This window comes from Hephaestia caeni, from assembly GCF_003550065.1.
In the GTDB taxonomy this organism is placed as follows: Bacteria; Pseudomonadota; Alphaproteobacteria; order Sphingomonadales; family Sphingomonadaceae; genus Sphingomonas; species Sphingomonas caeni_A.
The window spans coordinates 373,776-392,449 of record NZ_QXDC01000002.1 but is presented as its reverse complement, the minus strand read 5'-3'; the positions used below and the strand labels follow the sequence as shown (position 1 = coordinate 392,449).

Genomic DNA, 18,674 nt, shown 5'->3' with positions numbered 1-18,674 from the left:
TCTATCCAGCGACGGGGATGAGCACGAGATCCCGCCCTTCCACACGCCAGGCCTTCAATTGCGAGAGAAAATTCATGCCCAGTACGTTGGTGTCGCCGAACGCCGGCGATACGATCACCGGCAGATCGCGCGCGGTGATGCCGCCGATCGTGACCTGCGCCGCGACACCGGGCAGCGCGGCGATCGCGCCGTTGGCGGTGCTGATCACTTCGGGAAAGCCGCGTTCGTCGACCGCGATGCCCGCCGCCGCGGCCGTCGAGGCCGAGATCGCGGTCGTCGTCGCGCCGCTGTCGATCAGCATCCGCCGGGTGGCGCCGTTGATCGAGACATCCGCCCAGAAATGACCGTCCTCCGCCATCGGGATACGCATCGTCCGCCCCGAGACACGCGAGTTGGTGCCGAACACCGCCTCGTGCAGGCTCGACCAGGCCGCCGCGACCCGGTGCCGCTGCGTCGCGAGCAGCAGCGCCAGCGCGAAGATCGCGATCCACGCGATCGCCATCTTCGCGACCTGCCGGATCGGCAATCGCCGCGCGACCAGCGCCGAGAGCGGCAGGATCAGGCACAGCGCATAGAAGAGCGCGTCCTGGCTCGGGCCGCTGTTCACGGCACGACTTCCAGCCCATCATAGCCGGGTTCGACCCCCGCGGGCAGCGTGGCGCACAGCGTCCGATAATCCATCGACTGGTCCATATGGATGAATATGGCACGTTTGGGTGCGAGTTGCGCGATCCATTCGAGCGCGGTCGCGAGATCGGGATGCGTCGGATGCGGGCGCACGCGCAGGCAATCGAGAATCCAGACGTCCAGATTCTGATATAGCACGCGCATATCGTCGGTGAGGATATTGAAATCGGTAGCATATCCGACGCTGAAATCCCCCGCCGTGAACCGCAGCCCCGCCGAGTGGATCGCGCCGTGCGGCTGATCGGTCACCGCGATCGCGAGATCGCCGACCATGAGACTATCGGGCAATGTCTCGCTCGCGATCGTCGGCGGATAGCCGCCGCGGCCCTCGAAAGCATAAGCGAAACGCTGCTCGAGCGACGCCAGCGTATCGGCGCGCGCCAACCCGCGCACCGGCCCGCCGATCGCGTGATACACCTGCCGCAGATCGTCGATACCGTGGCAATGATCGGCGTGATCGTGCGTCCAGATCACCATATCGAGCGCGGCGACATCGGCCGCGAGCAACTGTTCGCGCAGATCGGGACTGGTGTCGACGAGCACGCGCGCGCCCTCATGCTCGACGAGCAGCGAGGCGCGGGTACGGCGGTTGCGCGGTTCGGTGGGGTCGCACGCGCCCCAGTCATTGCCGATCCGCGGCACCCCCGACGACGTGCCCGAGCCGAGAATGCGGACCTTCACGCGCCCGTTTTCGCGAACAAGGTCTTGAAGTTGCGCGTCGTCGCTGCGGCAAGAGCTTCGATGCTGTCGCCGCGCAATTCGGCGAGGAAATGCGCGGTATCGACGACGAAGCCGGGCTCGCCGGTCTTGCCCCGGTGCGGGACGGGCGCGAGAAACGGCGAATCGGTTTCGATCAGCAGCCGATCGAGCGGCAGCCGCGCGGCGGTTTCTTGCAGATCCTTCGCGTTCTTGAAGGTCACGATCCCCGAGATCGAGATATAAAACCCCAGATCGAGTGCTTTATCGGCGAAATCTCCGCTTGCGGTGAAGCAATGGATGACGCCGGGATAGGCGCCCTTCCCCATTTCGTCGGCGAGGATGGCAGCGGTATCCTCCTCGGCATCGCGGGTATGGACGACGATCGGCAATTGTGTCTCGCGTGCCGCCGCAAGGTGCGCGCGGAAACTCGTTTGCTGGCGTTCGCGATCCGAATGGTCGTAATAATAATCGAGCCCGCTTTCGCCGATGCCGACGACGCGCGGATGCTGCGCCCGCGCGACCAGCCTGGCGGTATCGACATGGGGATGTTGGTCGGCCTCGTGCGGATGGATGCCGACTGTCGCCCAGACATCGGACTCGCGCTCGGCGGTGGCGAGCACGTCGTCCCACTCGCTCTCACGCGTCGAGATGTTGAGCATCCGCTCGACCCCACGCGCTCGCGCGCGTTCGAGCACGGCCTGTTGTTCCTCAACCAAGCCTTTGTAATTCAAATGGCAATGGCTATCGACGAACATCAGTCTGCCGCCTCTTCCTTGAGATCGAGCCGCGGGAACACCGGCGTCGGCGGTGCGATGCGGAAGCCCGAGGCAGCGAGCCTGGTGTACCAATCCGCATCGTCGAGCGCTGCATGATCGCGCGCCTCGGCGCCGAGCTGATCAAGCACCTTGCCCGCCGATTCGGGAATCACCGGCAGGATCGTGATCGCAAGGCTGCGGATCGCGCGGACGAGCGTGCCGAGCACCGCGTGCATCCGATCGGGATCGGTCTTGCGCAAGGCCCAGGGCGCTTGCACGTCGATATATTGGTTGCACGCGAACACGCCGCGCATCCACGCCTCGGTCGCGTGCGACAGCCCGAGATCGGCGAACGCCTCACGGAACGCCGTCGTCGCTTCGGCGACGCTCGCGAGCAAAACAGCATCCGCCTCGTCGCTCCGCCCCGCCTCGGGCAGCGCGCCGTCGAGGTTCTTGGCGATGAACGAAAGCGTCCGCTGCGCGAGGTTGCCGAAACTGTTGGCGAGATCGGCATTGGCCCGCGTTACAATCGCTTCGGCGGAGAAGCTGCCATCCTGCCCGAAGCTGATGTCGCGCAGCAGGAAATAGCGCAGCGCATCGACGCCGTAAGCATCGGCGAGCGCGACCGGATCGACGATGTTGCCGGTCGATTTGGACATCTTCTCGCCGCGGTTGAGCACGAAGCCGTGCCCGAACACCTGTTTGGGCAGCGCGATTCCCGCCGACATCAGGAACGCCGGCCAGTAGACCGCGTGGAAGCGGACGATATCCTTGCCGATCAGATGCAGATCGGCGGGCCACCAGCGCGCGAAATTGCCCGTTTCATCGGGAAAATCGAGCCCCGACAGATAGTTGGTCAGTGCATCGACCCACACGTACATGACGTGACCGTCGCTGCCGGGCACCTTGACCCCCCAATCGAAGCTGGTGCGCGATACCGACAGATCCGACAGCCCACCCTCGACGAAGCGCAAAATCTCGTTGCGGCGACTCTCCGGCCGGATGAAATCGGGGTTGGCCGCATAATGATCGAGCAGCGCCTGCTGGTATTTGGAGAGCCGGAAGAACCACGTCTCCTCGGCGGTCCATTCGACCGGGGTGCCGTTGGGCGAGAGCTTGCCCCCTTCCCCCTCGACCAGTTCCTTCTCGTCGTAAAACGCCTCGTCGCGAACCGAATACCAGCCCTCATAGCGATCGAGATAGAGGTCGCCGGCATCGGCCATGCGCTGCCACAGCGCCTGGGTGGCGGCGTGATGATCGGGTTCGACGGTGCGGATGAACCGATCATGCGAGATGTTCAGTTTCGCCGCCATGCCCTGAAAATATCCGGACATTTCGTCGGCGAGCGCGCGGACGGAGACGCCGCGATCGCGCGCGGTCTGCACCATCTTGAGTCCGTGTTCGTCGGTCCCGGTCTGAAAGCGCACGTCGCGCCCCGCCTGGCGCTGGAAGCGCGCGATCGCATCGGCGGCGATCGCCTCATAAGCGTGGCCGATATGCGGACGACCGTTGGGATAGTTGATCGCGGTGGTGATGTAATAAGGCACAGGCATAGCCGCGCTGTTAGGCCCTGTGCCGGTGATCGGCAATGGCCGCCTCAAGTCGGATCGGTCAGCGCGCCAGCCGCGCGACGATCCCCGCCATCTCGAACGCTGTCGCCTGCGCGTCGAGCGACAGCGCGCGGGCGCTGGCGGCAAGGCTGCGCGCCGCCTCGTGCGCGTCGAGCGCGGTGCGCAGGCGCTCGCCCTCGCGCCGGCCGGCCGCAGCGGCGATGAACGAAGGCGTGCGATCGAGAAACGCCTCGTAGCGCGGCTGGGCGGCTTTTGGCGCCAGCGCCTTCGCGAGTTTCGACCGCTCGGCATTGGTCGGATCGCCCTCGGCGGCGATCGTCGCCAGCGCCCGATCGAGCGCCGCCATATCGAGCCCCGCGAACCCCAGCGCACGGCCGGGCGATCCCTGCCCCGCCGCGATCAGCGCGGCAATTTCCTCGTCGCGCGCTTGCGGCAGCGCGTCGCGCAGTAGCGACGTCATCGCCTCGCGCGGCAACGGTTCGAAGCGCAACAGGCGGCAGCGCGAGCGGATCGTCGGTAACAGCCGCCCCGGCGCATGGCTGACGAGCAGGAAGATCGTGCCCGCCGGCGGTTCCTCGAGGCTTTTGAGGAGGGCGTTGGCGCCGCCGCGTTCGAGATCGTCGACCGCATCGATCAGCACCACCCGGCGCGACGACATCGACGGCGTGGTCGCGAACATCGCCTGCAACGTCCGCACCTGTGCGATCGTGATGCTGCGCGCGAGGTTCTCGCCCGGCTTGTCGGCATCTTTGGGCAGGCGCTGGAGCAGGCGGAAATCGGGATGCGACCCGGCCTCGATCAGCTTGCGGGTCGGGTTGTCGGCCGGCAGATCGAGCGCCGTTTCCAGCGCGCCCGGCGCGACGGCTTCGGCCAGTAATCGCACCGCCGCCGCGCGCGCGAACGTTCCCTTGCCCACGCCTTCCGGCCCTGTAAACAGCCATGCATGGTGCATTGCCGGGCCGCGCATCGCCGCCAGAAAGGTGGCGCGCGCCGCCTCGTTGCCGACGAGTGACGTCATGGCAGCAGATCGCCGAGCCCGGCGAGCAGCGCTTGCGTCACCGCATCCACGCTGCCCGATGCCGCGATCAGCCGCACGCGATCGGGCTCGCGCTCGGCGAAGTCACGAAAGGCGGCGGCGACCGCATCGTGGAAGCCGCCGTCACGCGCCGCGAAGCGATCGGCGGCGGCGCCGTCGCGCCCCGTCGCGCGCGCGGCGCCCTCGTCCGGCGCGACCTCGAGCACGAAGGTGCGATCGGGAAGCAGCCCGCGTGCGCCGAAACCGTGGAGCGCCATGATCGCGGCGTCGTCGATCCCGCCGGCAACGCCCTGATAGGCGCGCGACGAATCGATGAAGCGGTCGGCGATCACCCAGATGCCAGCGCCGAGCGCCGGATTGATCGTCTTCTCGACATGATCGGCGCGCGCGGCGGCGAACAGCAGCGCCTCGGTGTGCGGGCTCCACCGGTTGACCGCGCCTTGCATCAGCAGATGCCGGATCGCTTCGGCGCCCTCGCTGCCGCCGGGCTCGCGCGTCACCAGCGTGCGCAGCCCGCGCGCGTCGAGCGCGGCCGCGAGCCGCCGGGCCTGGGTCGACTTGCCGGCGCCCTCCCCGCCCTCGAGCGAGATGAAGCGCCCACGGGTCATCCGAACAGCGACGTCAGGCCGTTCCAGGCGCGCCGAAAAAAACCCGCCTCGCCAACGTCGCTCGCCGCGACCAGCGGCACCGTCTGGGGACCGGTATCGGGCATCTGGATGACCAGATCGGCGATGTGCTGGCCGGCCTTGATCGGCGCCTTGATCGGCCCCGCATAGACGACCTTGGCCTGCATCGCGGGCAGCGCGCCAGAAGGCACGGTGACGGTCAGATCGCGTGGCGCGACCAGCCCCACCGTGCCGGCATCGCCCATCTGCACCTCGGCGGTGGAAACCTGCTTGCCCTTGGCGACGATCGGATGCGCCTGCCACGCGCGGAAGCCCCAGTTCATGAAGCGCACCGATTCGCTGATGCGCTGGTTGAAGCTCGTCATCCCGGACATCACCATCACCAGCCGTCGCCCGTTCTGTTCGGCCGATCCGGTGACGCTGTAGCCCGATTCCTCGGTGTGCCCGGTCTTGAGCCCATCGGCGCCCTCGACGCGGCCGAGCAGCGGATCGCGGTTGGGCTGGGTGATCGGCTCGCCGCCCGCGGTCTTCCCCCACGTAAAATCAGGTTTCGAATAGAAATGCTTGTAGAGTTCGGGAAATTCCTCGATCGTCGCCTCTGCCAGCTTAGCCAGATCGCGGGCGGTCACATAGGTGACGCCTTCGTCGGGCCAGCCGTTCGAGGTGCCGAAATGGCTGTTGGCCATGCCCAATTTCTTCGCCTCGGCATTCATCTGCGAGACCCAGGCCTGTTCGGTGCCCTGCAACCCTTCGGCGAGCACGACGCAGGCGTCGTTCCCCGATACCGTGATGATGCCGTAAAGCAGATCGCGCACGCTGACCTGCTGGTTGGGCGACAGAAACATCGTCGAGCCGGCCTTGGGGCCGTGCCAGCGCTCCCACGTCTCGGGGCGCACGGTGACCATCTGATCGAGCTTGACGCGACCCTGCTTCACCATGTCGAAGGCGAGGTACACCGTCATCATCTTGGCGAGCGAGGCCGGCGGAATCCGCTGATCGGGGTTCTTCGAATAAAGGATCGCGCCCGACGACAGGTCCTTCATGAACGCGACCGGCGCGGGCGTATCGAACGGCGGCGCGGCGGCCATCGTGGGGTATGCCAGCGCAATGGCGGCGATCGAGGCGGCGAACAGCTTCTTCATGGATGATCCGTAACGCTTGGAGGAAACACTAGTCGGTGACGACGCGGGCATCGCCATAGCCGCGCTTGGCCGCGCCGTCACGCGCGCTCGTCGCGGCCGCGCGCGTGGCATAGGGGCCAAGGCGGACGCGGAAGTAGCGGCCGGCGGGCTGGACCGATCCGCCCATCGCCTTGGCGACCCCGGCGGCGCGATCGCGCGTCGAGAAGGTCGCCACCTGCACCTGGTAGCGGCCGCTCGCAGCGGCCGCGGCGGGTTTGGGCGTCGACGTCGAAGGCTTGGCGGCCGGAGCCGGCGTCGGCTTCACGGCGGCGGGTTTGGCCGCGGGTTTAGCAGGGGGCGGCTTCATTGCAGCAGCGTCGACGGCAGGTGGCTTGGTGGCGGGCGTCACCGCCGCGACGGCAGGCGGCGGCGCCTTCTTCGCGTCGAGCATCGTCCGCAGGCCCGTGAGCAGCACCGGCGGGGCATCCATCCGTGCCGAGGCGGGCTGGCCCTCGCGCAGCGCCACCGCATCGACGTCGGCCGGCTCGACCTGGCGCACGCGCACCGCCGCGCGGTCGCCGCTAACGCCCAGCAGGCGCGCCGCCTCGGGCGACAAGGTGAGCAGGTGCCCGGCCGAATCCGGGATGTTCCCGGCGATCGCGACGAGGATGGTCTTGCCGCTATCGAGCGCGGTCACCTCGGCGAAGGCACCGGCGGAAAGCGCGGACGATGTGGCCGAGATCGTGCCCGAGGCGGTGCCTCCTACAGCGGCATAGCCGACATCGTCATAGCTCTTGACCGCGCCCGAAGTACCCGCCGGCCCCGTTGTTTGCACGCCGTCGGGCAGCGGCGGCGCCTTGTCCTGCGCCGTCGCCGGGGTCGATACCGTGATCAGGAAAAGCGCAACCGCTTTAGTGTTCCACCGCATCCGCCAACAGCCCCACCGACAACGCATAGAAATTCGAGCAATTGTAATCGAGGATGACACGGTAGTTGCCGGTGAGCAAATATGCCGTGGCGCCGGGGCCGTCGGGTTCGAGCAGCGTCGCCAGCATATCGGGATCGGACGGCCACGAGCGGCCCTGCGGCACGAGGCCGAGCGCGCGCCATTCGGCCATCGTCTTCCACTGGCTGTGGCGCTCGAACACGCGCGGGCAGCGCGGCGATACCGTGCGGTTGACCAACGCGGCGCGGTTCAAGCTCGCGGGCGTCGTCACCGCGAAGCCCCAGGGCTGGCCCTTGCGCCACCCGGCATTGACGAAATAATTGGCGATCGAAGCGAGCGTATCGGCGTCGCTGTTCCAGATATCGATCCGGCCGTCGCCATCGCCGTCACGCGCGAGCCGCAGGAAGACCGAGGGCAGGAATTGCGGCCCGCCGGTCGCGCCCGCCCAGCTTCCCTTGAGCGACGATGCCGGCACGCCGGTGTCGATCATCTTGAGCGCGGCGATGAATTCGCCCGAAAACAGCGGCCGCCGCCGCCCCTCATAGGCAAGCGTGGCGAGCGAACGCGGCAGATCGAACCCGCCCATATAGCCGCCGTAATTGGTCTCATGCCCCCAGATCGCGACCATGATCGATTCGGGCACGCCGGTTTCGGCCTCGATCCGCGCGAGCTTGGATCGGTTGGCGAGCCAGGCGGCACGCCCGCGACGGATGCGCGCGGCATCGACGTGGCGGGCCTTGTACGGCGCGAACATCGGGATCGGCGCGTTGGGATTGCCGCCGGGCTGGGCGCGATCGAGTTCGATCACGCGCGGGTTCATCGTCAGCGTCGGGAAGACCGAGGCGATCGTCGCACGGCTGACCCCCGCCGCCTCGGCCTCGGCGCGCAGCGTGCCCAGATACTCCTGGAATCCGGCCTCGCTCTGCGCATTCGCCGAGCCAGCCATAGCGACGCACGCGACCGCCGCCCCGCCCCTTTTGATCCACCGTGCTACGCTACGATACTTTCGCATGAATCATGGTTGCCACATCCGCGCGACGACATGAACCCCCGATATCCACCGCTTGCGCAAATCGCCGCATCCGCCCTATGCGCCGACAACCGGAAGAGTGTCCGAGTGGTTTAAGGAACTGGTCTTGAAAACCAGCGAGGGTGCAAGCTCTCCGTGGGTTCGAATCCCACCTCTTCCGCCATTTCATATGCGCACTGATCGGGGGTAGGTCATGCCGTTTCAGCCATTCGGCTACAAGTTTGAGATTCTATCCCCTGCTTCTCGAGGCGCTCTCAAAAGCAAAATTCGCGCACGGAAAAAAAGATGGTTCCATCCGAAGACGGGTGCTCGCGGATGGATTTTAGGTCCCTTCATCTGCTTATGGTTCAGTGCGTTTGATCGCTATGGTCCCATGTTGGTTGGCACGCTTGTCGATGACGGGTTGGCTTGCCGCATTAAGGGACGAGCCGGATCGGACCTCAACGGCGTGGCGATGTTCGTCGCCATGCTGCTTTTGCTCATCTGGCTAATTTACATGAGCACTTCCGAAGGGGACCCCGCTACCGGACGACTGGTCCTAATGGTCGCCATATTCGTCCTTCTCCTTCTCAGTCCACTGATTCTCTGGTTGGCTCATTCCGATCGCAAAGATGCAGAGCCCCTTATCCGTTTCTTACGAGACGTTGCTGGAGAGCGCGCCGCGCCGCTACGCGCCAGGCCGGCGCAAATGCCGCTGTTAGAGAACCTCGCGCTGCGCGTATCAGGTGAGTTGGCACCCCTGCCATTGAACACTGACGCAATTTATGATGCACTGCTCGAAACTGGCACCAATGAGTTTATCGTCCTTGAACGATCCGCAGAAAAATACCTTCAGACAGCTTCTCGCGGTGGCAAGTTCACAATCGAGATGAGGGACGGAGACTACCTGCACCACTACCAAGCCCGGCGCGCTGACAGAACCCAAACAAAGCGACGCAAGCTGAACTTCGATTTCTCGTTCGAAGAGACGCTAGACGTAGTTCTCGCTTACGCAACTGGAAACGAAATGCCCAACCTGATTGCTTGGGAGAAAATGGACATGCCTGCGCCGACTGCTGCTTGAAGCGCCACGCTAGTGGCCACGCGAGTTCACCGTCGGCACGCATACCCGGAAGATCCATCAGCGGCACGGGGTCGGGCGGTGCGATGGGTTCGGGTTCAGGCATGACACAAGTGCGGACACAAGCACCGCACCCGCCCTGAACGGTGCCCACGGTGCCGGTTCCGCCCTCGGATCACCCGTGTTCGGCGCCGGGGTGGAAGCGCTTGACGCGGTGCAGCGTGTTCCGGTCGGTATGGTGCATTTCCGCGCCCGTCGCGGCGAGCTTCAGCAGCAGGTCCGACGTATAGCCCAGCGTGCCGTCGTCGTTGACGGTGAAGTCGCTCTTGAAATCGCAGATTTCCGCGCGCTCCAGCAGATACTTGTTTTGCAGGATGCCGTAATGCGCCGCGCCGGGCTTGGCGTCGAAGCGGAGCACTTTGTCGTGCGGCCCGGCGCTGCTGCCGGCGAGGATCGCGATGCCGCGCCCGAACACCACCGATCGCATGACCTCGCCGTGCGCCTTGTCCCACAGCAGGAAGCCGACCTCGTCGTGGAACGGATCCATCGCCTCCTCGCCGTGGCGCCACGCGGTCATGCTGTAGTGGAGCCCCCACAACACCTGCTGCCCGTTTTCCTGGACCGGAATCGGTTTGAAGCAGGCCTTTTCGAAATAGGTCGTCTCGGTCGTCCAGTCGTCCTTGTTGTGGTACGACAGATCGACCCCGGCATCGCCTTCCCATTCGCCGACAAACGGCGTCAGCGGACCCAGTTTCCGCGAATAGGAAATCTCGTTCGGCATTCCAGCTCTCCCTCCTGTTGTTGGGATGCCACGTTAGCACCTGCGCCGGCGTGCTGGCCAATCGATCCAATCAACGGCGGTAATCGACGCAAGCTATCAGATGCGGTGACGGGATCGCCGGGCGGTTGATTTCGCCGCGTGTCCTGCCTAGGTCGCGCCTCGCGAGGCCACGTCCTCCCCCTTTCGCGGGTTGAAGTCCGGGACGGCCCGGCACCTTTGACACAGGAGGTTGCCGTGGCGTGGATCGTTCTCATCATCGCCGGTCTTTTCGAAATCGTCTGGGCGTTCGCGATGAAGCAGTCGCACGGGTTCACGCGGCTGTGGCCGTCGCTGGTGACCGTGGGGGCGATGGCGCTGAGCGTCGGCCTGCTCGCCTGGTCGATGCGGTCGCTGCCGCTCGGCACGGCCTATACCGTCTGGACGGGGATCGGCGCGGTCGGGGCGTTCGTGGTCGGGATCGCGGTGCTCGGCGAATCGGCAAGCGCGCTGCGGCTGCTCGCCGCCTTGCTCATCGTCTCCGGGCTGTTGCTGATGAAGGTCGCGAGCCCGGGCTAGGGCTCGCCCCGACTCACTGCAACCGCAGCGTCTCGTCGAGGTCGACCAGCGCGTCGAAGCTGGCCTGCGTCAGCGGGGCGTGGAATTCGCAGCCGGCGACGAAATCGGTCGCCCAGGCAACATCGGCGATGATTTCGCCGATCTGCGGGAGCGTGAGCCAGATCGTTGCGCCGCGCCTGAGCGCCGAATAGGTCTCGAGCCGGGCGCCGTGGACCGACAGATCGACGACGCGGCACAGCGCGCGGTCCATCCCACCACGATCGATTCGCGCGTCGAGTGCGACGGCCGCACGCGCGCTGCGGCGGCGGCCGGGCGCGTCTGCGGGTTCGATTTCGGCGGCAAGCATGGCCTTCCCTCCTGCGAACGAGGGAAAGCCTATGCCGGTTGTGGATAACGAACGGTTAAAACCGCCGCGGGGGCAGCGCTTATTTGCGGCCGAGCGAAAGCCCGCCGAAACGCTTGTTGAAGCGCGCGACCTGCCCGCCCGCATCGACGAGGCGCTGGTTGCCGCCGGTCCAGGCCGGGTGCGACGTCGGGTCGATGTCGAGCGTCATCGTGTCGCCCTCACTGCCCCAGGTGGAGCGCGTTTCGAACACGGTGCCATCGGTCATCTGCACCTTGATCATGTGATAGTCGGGGTGCGTATCTTTCTTCACGTTGCAGTCTCCATTGGCGGACTGGTTTCCGACCAGCCCTTGCGGAAAGCGCGGCCTCTATACGGCTCGCGCCGTTAGGGCAAGCGTCGGTGCCGAGTTTCGAACCCGATTCTCAGGCGACGGGCGGGTCCGCGATCATCGCGGTGAAATTCGCCTGCGCCGCGACCTTGCCGTCGATCAGCGCCTTGCCGGCGAACTTGCATACGGTCGCGCGCTTCTGAACGAACGCGACCTCGAGCCGGAGCAGCACGCCGGGTTCGACCGGAGCCCGGAATTTCGCCTCGTCGATCGCCATGAAATAGACGAGCTTGCCCGAGCCCGCGAGCCCGAGCGATTCGACCGCAAGGATTCCCGCCGCCTGCGCCAGCGCCTCGACGATGAGCACGCCGGGCATGATCGGCCGGCCGGGGAAATGGCCCGCGAAGAAGCCTTCATTGATCGTCACCGCCTTGATCGCGGCGATGCTCTGATCGGGAATGATCTCTTCGACTCGATCGACGAGCAGCATCGGATAGCGATGCGGCAGCGCCGCCATCACCCGCTTGATATCGAGCGGGCCGATGGCGGCGGCGTTGGTCGTGCCGGCGTCGCTCACCGGCCCTGCGGCTGCGCTTGCGCGGGCGCGGCAGCGGCAGGGGCGGCCTGCTGCTGTTGCTGCTGCTGGCCGGGCTGCCAGTTGGCGGGCGGCGAGATGCTCACGCTCGGCACCACGCGATCGAGTTCGGTGGTGATGGCCGAGGTAATGTCGACGGCGGGCTGCGCGAAGAACGCCGCTTCGGGGCGCAGCAGCAGGCTCACCTTCTTCTGGCCGACCACGGTCTGGACCGCTTTGTCGAGATGGGCGCTGATCTGCTCGAGCGCGTACCCTTGAGCGCGCGCCGCGGGCTGCTGGAGCCGTGCGAGTTCCTGCTTGCCCGCATCTTCACGCTGGCGGATCGTCTGCGCCTGCGTGGTCAGCGACGCCTGGTTGGGGTTGGCGGCGTTGCGCGCGGTGTTGAACGCATCATAGAGCGGCTTCAACTCGGTCGCGATCGCCTGGCGGCGGGCCTCGGCCTGGTCGAGCTGGGCCTTGTAGGTGGTTTCGATCTGCTGCTTGGCAGTCGCCCACGCCCGCGTGTTCGCCACTGCCGCTTCGGGATCGGCAACCGCGATGCCGGCGACCTGCGCGTGCGCGGCGCTGCCGATGGCGAGCGCCGGCGCGGTGAGCGCGACGGCGGCAAGGAAAGTCTTCAGATTGGTCATCAGAATTGTCCACCTACGTTGAAAGTGATGAGTTTCGTGTCTTCGCCGGGCTGGCTGAGCAGCGCCTTGGCGATATCGATACGCAACGGGCCGAACGGCGAATTCCAGTTGACGCCGAAGCCGACCGACAGCCGCGGCTTCCAACTGAAGCCGTAGAATCGCTCCGCAAAGGGCGCGATCGAGTTCGTGTAAGCGGTGTTCGTCGAACTGCCCGCGCAGACGCCGCCGAAGGTATCGGCATAACCCGTCACACAGGTCGTGATCTTGCCGGCGTTATCGGCGGCGTCGGTCGGGACGATGTAGAGCGGGCGCCCCTCGCCATCGAGCACCGGGTTGATGATCGGATCGACGATGGTGTTGCCGTCGGCATCCACATGCGTCGGGAACACCGCGGTCGGCAACGGCCGCTTGACATCGAACAGCGCGCCGAAATCCATGAAGATCGACGGCCGGAGCCCGAGCTCCTGCGCGCCCGAGCCGAGCGGGATCTCGAGTTCGGCATGGCCCAGATAATAAGCCTTGCCGCCCAGCGCGTCGTCGTAGATCCGGTCTTTGTCGGTGACGAGCGTCTGGTTGCCGTCGGCGTCGGTGGTGTACGGGATACGCTGCACGCGCGGTCCCACGCCGCGGATGTCGAAGCCGCGGAACTGCGGTTCGCCGAGGTAGAAGCGGTCGATGATGCGGACTTTGTCGATCCCCGGGCCGCGGCTTTTCTCGAGCGAGAAGATATAGCCGCCCTCGGCACGGACCGAGAAGATGAAGCCGCCGCCGACCCCCCAATATTTGGCTGCTTCAAGGCGCGTGCGGACATATTTCACGTCGCCGCCCAGCCCCGCGAAATCCTGGCTGAACACCAGCCGGTTGCCCGCGCTCGGGCGCAGGCGGCTGTTGAGGCTGTCGTTGATGAGCGAATAACCGATCGACGAGGTCAGCCGATCACCGAGCGAATCGCACAGATAGCGGCCGGCCTTGAGCGGATCGCACTCGCCGTCGGAGAAGAACTGCTCGTCAAGCCCGACTTCGTCGTACGAGAGCTGATAACGGCCCGCGAGCGACCAATATTCGGTGAGCGGAATACCCGCGCGTAGCTGGAAGCCGGTCGATACCTGGCTGTAGGTGGTCTGACGATCGCGGCCGAGATAATTGAACGCGTTGTAATCGCGCCGGAAGACATCGGCACCGACCGCGACCGACTTATCGAACAGATACGGTTCGGTGAAGCCGAGCTGTACCGATTTCGAATAAGACGAATAATTGACGCTCGCGCGCAGTTCCTGGCCCTTGCCGCGGAAGTTGCGCTGGGTGATGCCGGCCTGGATGATGAATCGTTCGAGGCTCGAATAGCCCGCCGAAAGCTGGATTTCGCCGGTCGAACGTTCCTCGACATTGGCCTCGAGCACCAGCCGGTCGGGCGCCGAGCCGGGGTTTTGCTTGATCTCGAACTTGTCCTGGAAGAAGCCGAGCGAATTGATCCGGTCCTGCGAGCGCTTGACTTGGAAGCTGTTGAACGCGTCGCCCTCGGCCAACCGCATCTCACGCCGGATGACCTTGTCCTGCGTGTTGGTGTTGCCGTTGATGTCGATCCGCTCGACATAGGTGCGCTGCGACTGCGCGATGTGGAAGTTGATCCCCATCGTGAGGGACTCACGGTCGCGGTGGAAATCGGGCTCGACCTCGGCGAAGGCGTAGCCGACCAGCCCAGCCGTCTCCTTGAGCGAATCGATCGAATCCTCGACCACCTTGGCGTTGTACCAATCGCCCTTGTGGAACGGCAGCGCGGCGGCGAGCCGTTCGCCATTGAAATCGCGGATATCGCTATCGACCGTCACGTCGCCGAATTTGTAGCGCGGCCCTTCCTCGACGACATAGGTGATGATGAAATCGCGCTTGTCGGGGGTCAGTTCGGCCACCGCCGAGGTGACGCGGAAATCGGCATAGCCTTCGGTGAGGTAGAACTGGCGCAGTTTCTGCTGGTCGTACGCCATGCGATCCTGATCGTAGCTCGTGTTCGAACTCAGGATCGTCAGCAGGCGCGCTTCCTTGGTGGCCATCTGCTTGCGCAGCTTGCCGTCCGAAAATTCCTCGTTGCCGATGATGTTGATCTGGCGGACCTTGGATTTCGGCCCCTCGCTGATCTCGAACACGACATCGACGCGATTCTGGTCGAGCGCGACCATCTGCGGCTGGACGTTGGCGGCGAAGCGGCCCTCGCGGCGATACAATTCGATGATCCGCGTGACATCCTGCCGCACCGCGGTGCGCGTGAAGATCTGGCGCGGCGCGAGCTTGATCTCCTTGGTGATCTTGTCCGACTTGAGGTGCTTGTTGCCTTCGAGGATCACCCGGTTGATCAGCGGGTTCTCCTTGATGCGGATGACGAGCTGGCCCGTCTGCGCCCCGTCGATCGCGACATCGGCGAACAGCCCGCTGTTGAGCAGATCGCGCAGCGCCTGATCGAGCAGCGGGTTGCTGAGCGGCTGGCCGACCTGGAGCTTGGTGTACGACAGCACCGTCGCGGGTTCGATACGCTGTGAGCCATCGACGCGGATCGAGGTGATCGTGCGCTGCTGCGCCGGGGCCGAAACCGCCGCCGCTGCCTGCGCGGCATCGATGGCCGGCGGCGCGGCTGGTGCCGCATCGGTGGCGGCGGCCGGCGGGGTCTGCTGCGCCGTCTGCGCGTGCGCCGCGAGCGGAACCGCCGACAGCATCGTGCCCGCAAGCAGGATGGCGGTGGCGCGGTTGCCGAAATTGGAAGCCTTGGTCGCTGTCACTGTCCCACCCCAAAAGGTATGTTTGATGCCGGGAGGCACGGCCGCGACGCCCTGCCCCAACCGGCTCAGCCGATCAACCCGGCCAGATTCTTCCACAGCCCGAACGCGCCCAGATCGTTGAAGGTGACGAGCAGCATCAACGCCAGAATCGCCGCCAATCCGCCCCGGAACGCCCATTCCTGCACCTCGGGTTCCACCGGGCGCCGCCGGACCGCTTCGATTGCATAGAACATCAGATGCCCGCCATCCAGCACCGGGACTGGCAACAGGTTGATGAATCCGAGATTAATCGACACCAGCGCGATGAGGAACACGAACGCATCGGCCCCCATCGCCATCTGTTCGCCCGAGACGCGCGCGATCGACAGCGGGCCGCCAAGTTCCTTCACCGAGCGCCGCCCGCTGATGACCTGGCCGAGCGTTTCGACCATCATCTGCACGATATCGCCGGTGCGGTCGACCGCGACCACGGGCGCACGCATGAGCCCGACCGTGGCGCGAACGGGTTCGGACGGGCCGATGCCGAGCAGGCCGACGCGATATTCGTTGCCGAAGCGGTCGCGCTCGACGACCGTGCCGATCGTCGCCACGCGCGACATCTCGTCGTCGCCACGCCGGAAATCGACCGCAATCTGTTCGCCCGCGCGAATTTTCACGTAGCGGACCATATCGTCGAACGTGTCCATCGATCGCCCGCCGAGCGACACGATTCGATCGCCCGTCGTCAGCCCGATTCGCGCGGCCGCGCTGCCTTCGACCACGGTGCCGACCGTGGCGGGCGTCCGGCTCTCGCCATAGGCCAGCGCGAAACCGGCGAGGATCAGGATCGCGATCAGGAAATTGGTGACCGGCCCCGCCGCGACGACGATCGCGCGCTGCCACAGCGGCTTGGCCTGGAAGGTGCGCGCGCGCTCCTCGGGCGGCAGCGCGAGCCAATCAGCCGAGGGCTGCCCCGCCGGGTTCATGTCGCCCGCGAATTTGACGTAGCCGCCGAGCGGCATCCAGCCGAGCTTCCAGCGCGTGCCGCGTTTGTCGGTATGGCCCCAGATCTCGCGGCCGAAACCGATCGAGAAAGCGTCGGCCTTGATCCCGAACCAACGCCCGGCAAGATAATGGCCCAGCTCATGGACGAACACGAGCGGCCCGATCACGAGCATGAATGCGACGACGGTGAGGAGCACGCCCGGAGAGTCGATCAAGCCACGCAATCCTTTACACGCTCGCCCGCGATCGCCCGCGCCTCGGCATCGATGGCAAGCACCGCATCGATGCTGTCCGGCGCGGCCGGAGCATAGCGCGCCAGCGTATCAGCGACGATTGCGGCAATTTCAAGAAATCCGATCGCGCGCGCGAGAAAGGCGGCCACCGCGATCTCGTTGGCGGCATTGAAGATCGCCGGCCGCGCGCCGTCCGCCTCGAGCGCTTCTCGCGCCAGGCGGAGCGCGGGAAAGCGTTCGAGGTCAGGCGCTTCGAAGTCGAGCCTGCCGAGCGCCGCGAAATCGAGCGGGGCCATCGCGGTATCCATCCGATCGGGCCAGGCGAGCGTGTGTGCGATCGGCGTGCGCATGTCCGACGGGCCGAGCTGCGCGAGGATCGACCCGTCGACATATTCGACCATCGAGTGGATCACCGACTGGCGGTGGACGATGATCTCGATCTGGTCGGCGCGCACAGGGAACAGCCGCGCCGCCTCGATCAGTTCGAGTCCCTTGTTCATCATCGTCGCCGAATCGACCGAGATCTTGGCGCCCATCGACCAATTGGGGTGGGCCACCGCCTGTTCGGGGGTCACGCGCCGCATCTCGTCCAGCGTCGCGTCGCGGAACGGCCCGCCGCTCGCGGTCAGGATCACGCGCCGCACCCGATCCGCGCGCGCCGAATCAAAGCACTGAAAGATCGCATTATGCTCCGAATCGGCAGGCAGCAACGTCGCGCCGTGGCGTGCCGCCGTCTCGATCACCAGCGCCCCCGCCGATACCAACGGCTCCTTGTTGGCGAGCACCACTGTGCCGCCTTGCTCGAGCGCCGCCGTCACCGGCCGCAGCCCTGCGCAGCCGACGATCGCCGCCATCGTCCAGTCGGCACCGAGCGTGGCGGTGTCGCACACCGCCTGCGTACCGCCGGCCGTATCGATGCCGGTGCCGGCGAGCGCCGCGCGCAATTCGGGAAGCGCCGCTTCGTCCGCCACCACCGCGCGCTTCGCATTGGTCCTGATCGCCGCCGCGGCGAGCCCTTTCGCGTCGCGATTGGCGGTAAGCGCAAGCACCTCGAACTGCTCCGGCGCACGCTCGATCAGGTCGAGCGTGGAAGTGCCCACCGATCCGGTCGCGCCGAGGATAGTGACAGTCTTCACCCGATCAGCTCGCGAACATGGACGAGCACCAGGATCGCCGCGAGCGGTGCGACCGGCACCAGCCCGTCGAGCCGGTCGAGCACGCCACCGTGACCGGGCAGGATCGTGCCGCTGTCCTTGACGCCCGCGCGGCGCTTGAGCCAGCTTTCGAACAGATCGCCCGCCTGCGCGATCACCGCGAGCAGCGGCGACGCCAGCGTCAACCGCAGCGGCAGGCCGTAAGTATAATGCATCGCAATCCCGAACAGCCCGGCCGCGAGCACCCCGCCGCCGAGCCCGGCCCAGGTCTTGTTGGGGCTGATCGCGGGCGCGAGCTTCGGCCCGCCGATCGCGCGCCCTGCGGCATAGGCGCCGATATCGGTCGCCCAGACGAGCGCGAGCGTCCAGAAGACGAAGACAATGCCGTTGGCGGGCGTGTCGCGGATGAGCAGCAATGCGAACACCGGCAGCCCACAATAGAGCGTGCCCCAGCCGAGGATCGGCCGCCGCGTCACGATGACGATGAAGAAGGCCGCGCCGAGCAGCAGCCCAAGTGCGAAGAAATCGGGCCCCGCCGCCCACGGGCTGAAGATCGCGAGCGGCACGAACAACGCATATTGCGCGAGGCGTTTGGTCTTGGACGGCACCTTTGCGAGATCGGCCCACTCGGCCATCATCAGCAGCGCCATCACCGCAGCGAGCAGCCAGAACGCCATACCGCCGAAAATCAGCGCCGCCACCGCGATCGCGATCAGCGCGATCCCGGCAACCACGCGCAGCATCAGCTCGGACGGCGGCTTTCGGTC

At 66.0% G+C, this 18,674-nt stretch carries 20 protein-coding genes and 1 tRNA gene; 3 read left to right on the top strand and 18 right to left on the bottom strand.

Annotation, left to right across the window (positions count from 1 at the left end):
• Window position 1 precedes the first annotated feature (1 nt).
• From DFR49_RS01750 to DFR49_RS01710, 9 genes are read right to left on the bottom strand one after another with little or no spacing between them, the layout of a single operon-like run.
• Window positions 2–607, bottom strand: a complete 606-nt coding sequence (locus DFR49_RS01750; protein ID WP_245968193.1) for a retropepsin-like aspartic protease family protein — start codon at window positions 605–607, stop codon at window positions 2–4.
• Window positions 604–1,368 (bottom strand): MBL fold metallo-hydrolase, encoded by a 765-nt coding sequence (locus tag DFR49_RS01745; protein ID WP_119034318.1) that lies wholly within the window; start codon window positions 1,366–1,368, stop codon window positions 604–606. The genes DFR49_RS01750 and DFR49_RS01745 overlap by 4 nt, the downstream gene beginning before the upstream one ends.
• The gene (locus DFR49_RS01740; protein ID WP_119034317.1) at window positions 1,365–2,141 is read right to left on the bottom strand and encodes a TatD family hydrolase; all 777 of its coding nucleotides are present in this window, start codon (window positions 2,139–2,141) and stop codon (window positions 1,365–1,367) included. The genes DFR49_RS01745 and DFR49_RS01740 overlap by 4 nt, the downstream gene beginning before the upstream one ends.
• A complete protein-coding gene (gene metG / locus DFR49_RS01735) occupies window positions 2,141–3,694 on the bottom strand; it encodes a methionine--tRNA ligase (protein ID WP_119034316.1) in 1,554 nt (517 codons plus the stop codon). The genes DFR49_RS01740 and metG overlap by 1 nt, the downstream gene beginning before the upstream one ends.
• Before the next feature lie 58 nt (window positions 3,695–3,752).
• Entirely contained in the window at window positions 3,753–4,730 is a 978-nt protein-coding gene (locus DFR49_RS01730; RefSeq protein WP_119034315.1) for an AAA family ATPase, read from the bottom strand.
• A complete protein-coding gene (tmk, locus tag DFR49_RS01725; RefSeq protein ID WP_119034314.1) occupies window positions 4,727–5,356 on the bottom strand; it encodes a dTMP kinase in 630 nt (209 codons plus the stop codon). The genes DFR49_RS01730 and tmk overlap by 4 nt, the downstream gene beginning before the upstream one ends.
• Window positions 5,353–6,516, bottom strand: a complete 1,164-nt coding sequence (locus tag DFR49_RS01720) for a D-alanyl-D-alanine carboxypeptidase family protein (RefSeq protein ID WP_119034313.1) — start codon at window positions 6,514–6,516, stop codon at window positions 5,353–5,355. Before DFR49_RS01720 ends, tmk begins: the two co-directional genes overlap by 4 nt.
• Before the next feature lie 28 nt (window positions 6,517–6,544).
• A complete protein-coding gene (locus tag DFR49_RS01715; protein ID WP_119034312.1) occupies window positions 6,545–7,423 on the bottom strand; it encodes an SPOR domain-containing protein in 879 nt (292 codons plus the stop codon).
• Window positions 7,407–8,387, bottom strand: coding sequence for a lytic murein transglycosylase (locus tag DFR49_RS01710; RefSeq protein WP_119034311.1), 981 nt, complete (start codon window positions 8,385–8,387; stop codon window positions 7,407–7,409). The genes DFR49_RS01715 and DFR49_RS01710 overlap by 17 nt, the downstream gene beginning before the upstream one ends.
• A 157-nt stretch (window positions 8,388–8,544) precedes the next feature.
• On the opposite strand from DFR49_RS01710, the gene DFR49_RS01705 reads away from it, so the two are divergent.
• Both DFR49_RS01705 and DFR49_RS01700 read left to right on the top strand, forming a co-directional pair.
• Window positions 8,545–8,634, top strand: a tRNA-Ser gene (locus DFR49_RS01705).
• Between the two features lie 30 nt (window positions 8,635–8,664).
• Window positions 8,665–9,534: a hypothetical protein gene (locus DFR49_RS01700; protein ID WP_119034310.1), complete on the top strand. Its 870-nt coding sequence runs from the start codon at window positions 8,665–8,667 to the stop codon at window positions 9,532–9,534.
• Window positions 9,535–9,706: 172 nt separating this feature from the next.
• Here DFR49_RS01700 and DFR49_RS01695 read toward each other — a convergent pair whose 3' ends face one another.
• On the bottom strand, window positions 9,707–10,312 hold the full coding sequence (locus tag DFR49_RS01695) for a heme-binding beta-barrel domain-containing protein (RefSeq protein ID WP_119034309.1): 606 nt from the start codon (window positions 10,310–10,312) through the stop codon (window positions 9,707–9,709).
• Window positions 10,313–10,546: 234 nt separating this feature from the next.
• On the opposite strand from DFR49_RS01695, the gene sugE reads away from it, so the two are divergent.
• A complete protein-coding gene (gene sugE, locus DFR49_RS01690) occupies window positions 10,547–10,867 on the top strand; it encodes a quaternary ammonium compound efflux SMR transporter SugE (protein ID WP_119034308.1) in 321 nt (106 codons plus the stop codon).
• Between the two features lie 13 nt (window positions 10,868–10,880).
• Here sugE and DFR49_RS01685 read toward each other — a convergent pair whose 3' ends face one another.
• From DFR49_RS01685 to DFR49_RS01650, 8 genes are all read right to left on the bottom strand, one after another.
• A complete protein-coding gene (locus DFR49_RS01685; protein ID WP_119034307.1) occupies window positions 10,881–11,213 on the bottom strand; it encodes a PilZ domain-containing protein in 333 nt (110 codons plus the stop codon).
• A 79-nt stretch (window positions 11,214–11,292) separates the two neighbouring features.
• Window positions 11,293–11,523 carry a 50S ribosomal protein L31 gene (rpmE, locus tag DFR49_RS01680; RefSeq protein WP_119034306.1) on the bottom strand — a complete coding sequence of 77 codons (231 nt, stop codon included), beginning with the start codon at window positions 11,521–11,523 and terminating at the stop codon, window positions 11,293–11,295.
• 112 nt (window positions 11,524–11,635) lie between these two features.
• On the bottom strand, window positions 11,636–12,118 hold the full coding sequence (gene fabZ, locus DFR49_RS01675; RefSeq protein WP_281271723.1) for a 3-hydroxyacyl-ACP dehydratase FabZ: 483 nt from the start codon (window positions 12,116–12,118) through the stop codon (window positions 11,636–11,638).
• The gene (locus DFR49_RS01670; RefSeq protein ID WP_119034305.1) at window positions 12,115–12,765 is read right to left on the bottom strand and encodes an OmpH/Skp family outer membrane protein; all 651 of its coding nucleotides are present in this window, start codon (window positions 12,763–12,765) and stop codon (window positions 12,115–12,117) included. The genes fabZ and DFR49_RS01670 overlap by 4 nt, the downstream gene beginning before the upstream one ends.
• Entirely contained in the window at window positions 12,765–15,536 is a 2,772-nt protein-coding gene (gene bamA, locus DFR49_RS01665; RefSeq protein WP_245968192.1) for an outer membrane protein assembly factor BamA, read from the bottom strand. Before bamA ends, DFR49_RS01670 begins: the two co-directional genes overlap by 1 nt.
• 65 nt (window positions 15,537–15,601) lie before the next feature.
• Entirely contained in the window at window positions 15,602–16,735 is a 1,134-nt protein-coding gene (gene rseP, locus DFR49_RS01660) for an RIP metalloprotease RseP (protein WP_119034304.1), read from the bottom strand.
• A complete protein-coding gene (gene dxr, locus DFR49_RS01655) occupies window positions 16,732–17,889 on the bottom strand; it encodes a 1-deoxy-D-xylulose-5-phosphate reductoisomerase (protein ID WP_119034303.1) in 1,158 nt (385 codons plus the stop codon). Before dxr ends, rseP begins: the two co-directional genes overlap by 4 nt.
• The gene (locus DFR49_RS01650; RefSeq protein WP_119035221.1) at window positions 17,886–18,650 is read right to left on the bottom strand and encodes a phosphatidate cytidylyltransferase; all 765 of its coding nucleotides are present in this window, start codon (window positions 18,648–18,650) and stop codon (window positions 17,886–17,888) included. Before DFR49_RS01650 ends, dxr begins: the two co-directional genes overlap by 4 nt.
• Window positions 18,651–18,674: the final 24 nt, after the last annotated feature.

Coding starts and splice junctions, on each gene's coding strand:
- DFR49_RS01695 (WP_119034309.1), bottom strand. CDS start 10,312: ATGCCGAACGAGATTTCCTATTCGCGGAAACTGGGTCCGCTGACGCCG.
- DFR49_RS01670 (WP_119034305.1), bottom strand. CDS start 12,765: ATGACCAATCTGAAGACTTTCCTTGCCGCCGTCGCGCTCACCGCGCCG.
- DFR49_RS01685 (WP_119034307.1), bottom strand. CDS start 11,213: ATGCTTGCCGCCGAAATCGAACCCGCAGACGCGCCCGGCCGCCGCCGC.
- DFR49_RS01730 (WP_119034315.1), bottom strand. CDS start 4,730: ATGACGTCACTCGTCGGCAACGAGGCGGCGCGCGCCACCTTTCTGGCG.
- DFR49_RS01715 (WP_119034312.1), bottom strand. CDS start 7,423: ATGCGGTGGAACACTAAAGCGGTTGCGCTTTTCCTGATCACGGTATCG.
- DFR49_RS01650 (WP_119035221.1), bottom strand. CDS start 18,650: ATGCTGCGCGTGGTTGCCGGGATCGCGCTGATCGCGATCGCGGTGGCG.
- DFR49_RS01720 (WP_119034313.1), bottom strand. CDS start 6,516: ATGAAGAAGCTGTTCGCCGCCTCGATCGCCGCCATTGCGCTGGCATAC.
- tmk (WP_119034314.1), bottom strand. CDS start 5,356: ATGACCCGTGGGCGCTTCATCTCGCTCGAGGGCGGGGAGGGCGCCGGC.
- metG (WP_119034316.1), bottom strand. CDS start 3,694: ATGCCTGTGCCTTATTACATCACCACCGCGATCAACTATCCCAACGGT.
- DFR49_RS01700 (WP_119034310.1), top strand. CDS start 8,665: ATGCCGTTTCAGCCATTCGGCTACAAGTTTGAGATTCTATCCCCTGCT.
- DFR49_RS01710 (WP_119034311.1), bottom strand. CDS start 8,387: ATGGCTGGCTCGGCGAATGCGCAGAGCGAGGCCGGATTCCAGGAGTAT.
- DFR49_RS01740 (WP_119034317.1), bottom strand. CDS start 2,141: ATGTTCGTCGATAGCCATTGCCATTTGAATTACAAAGGCTTGGTTGAG.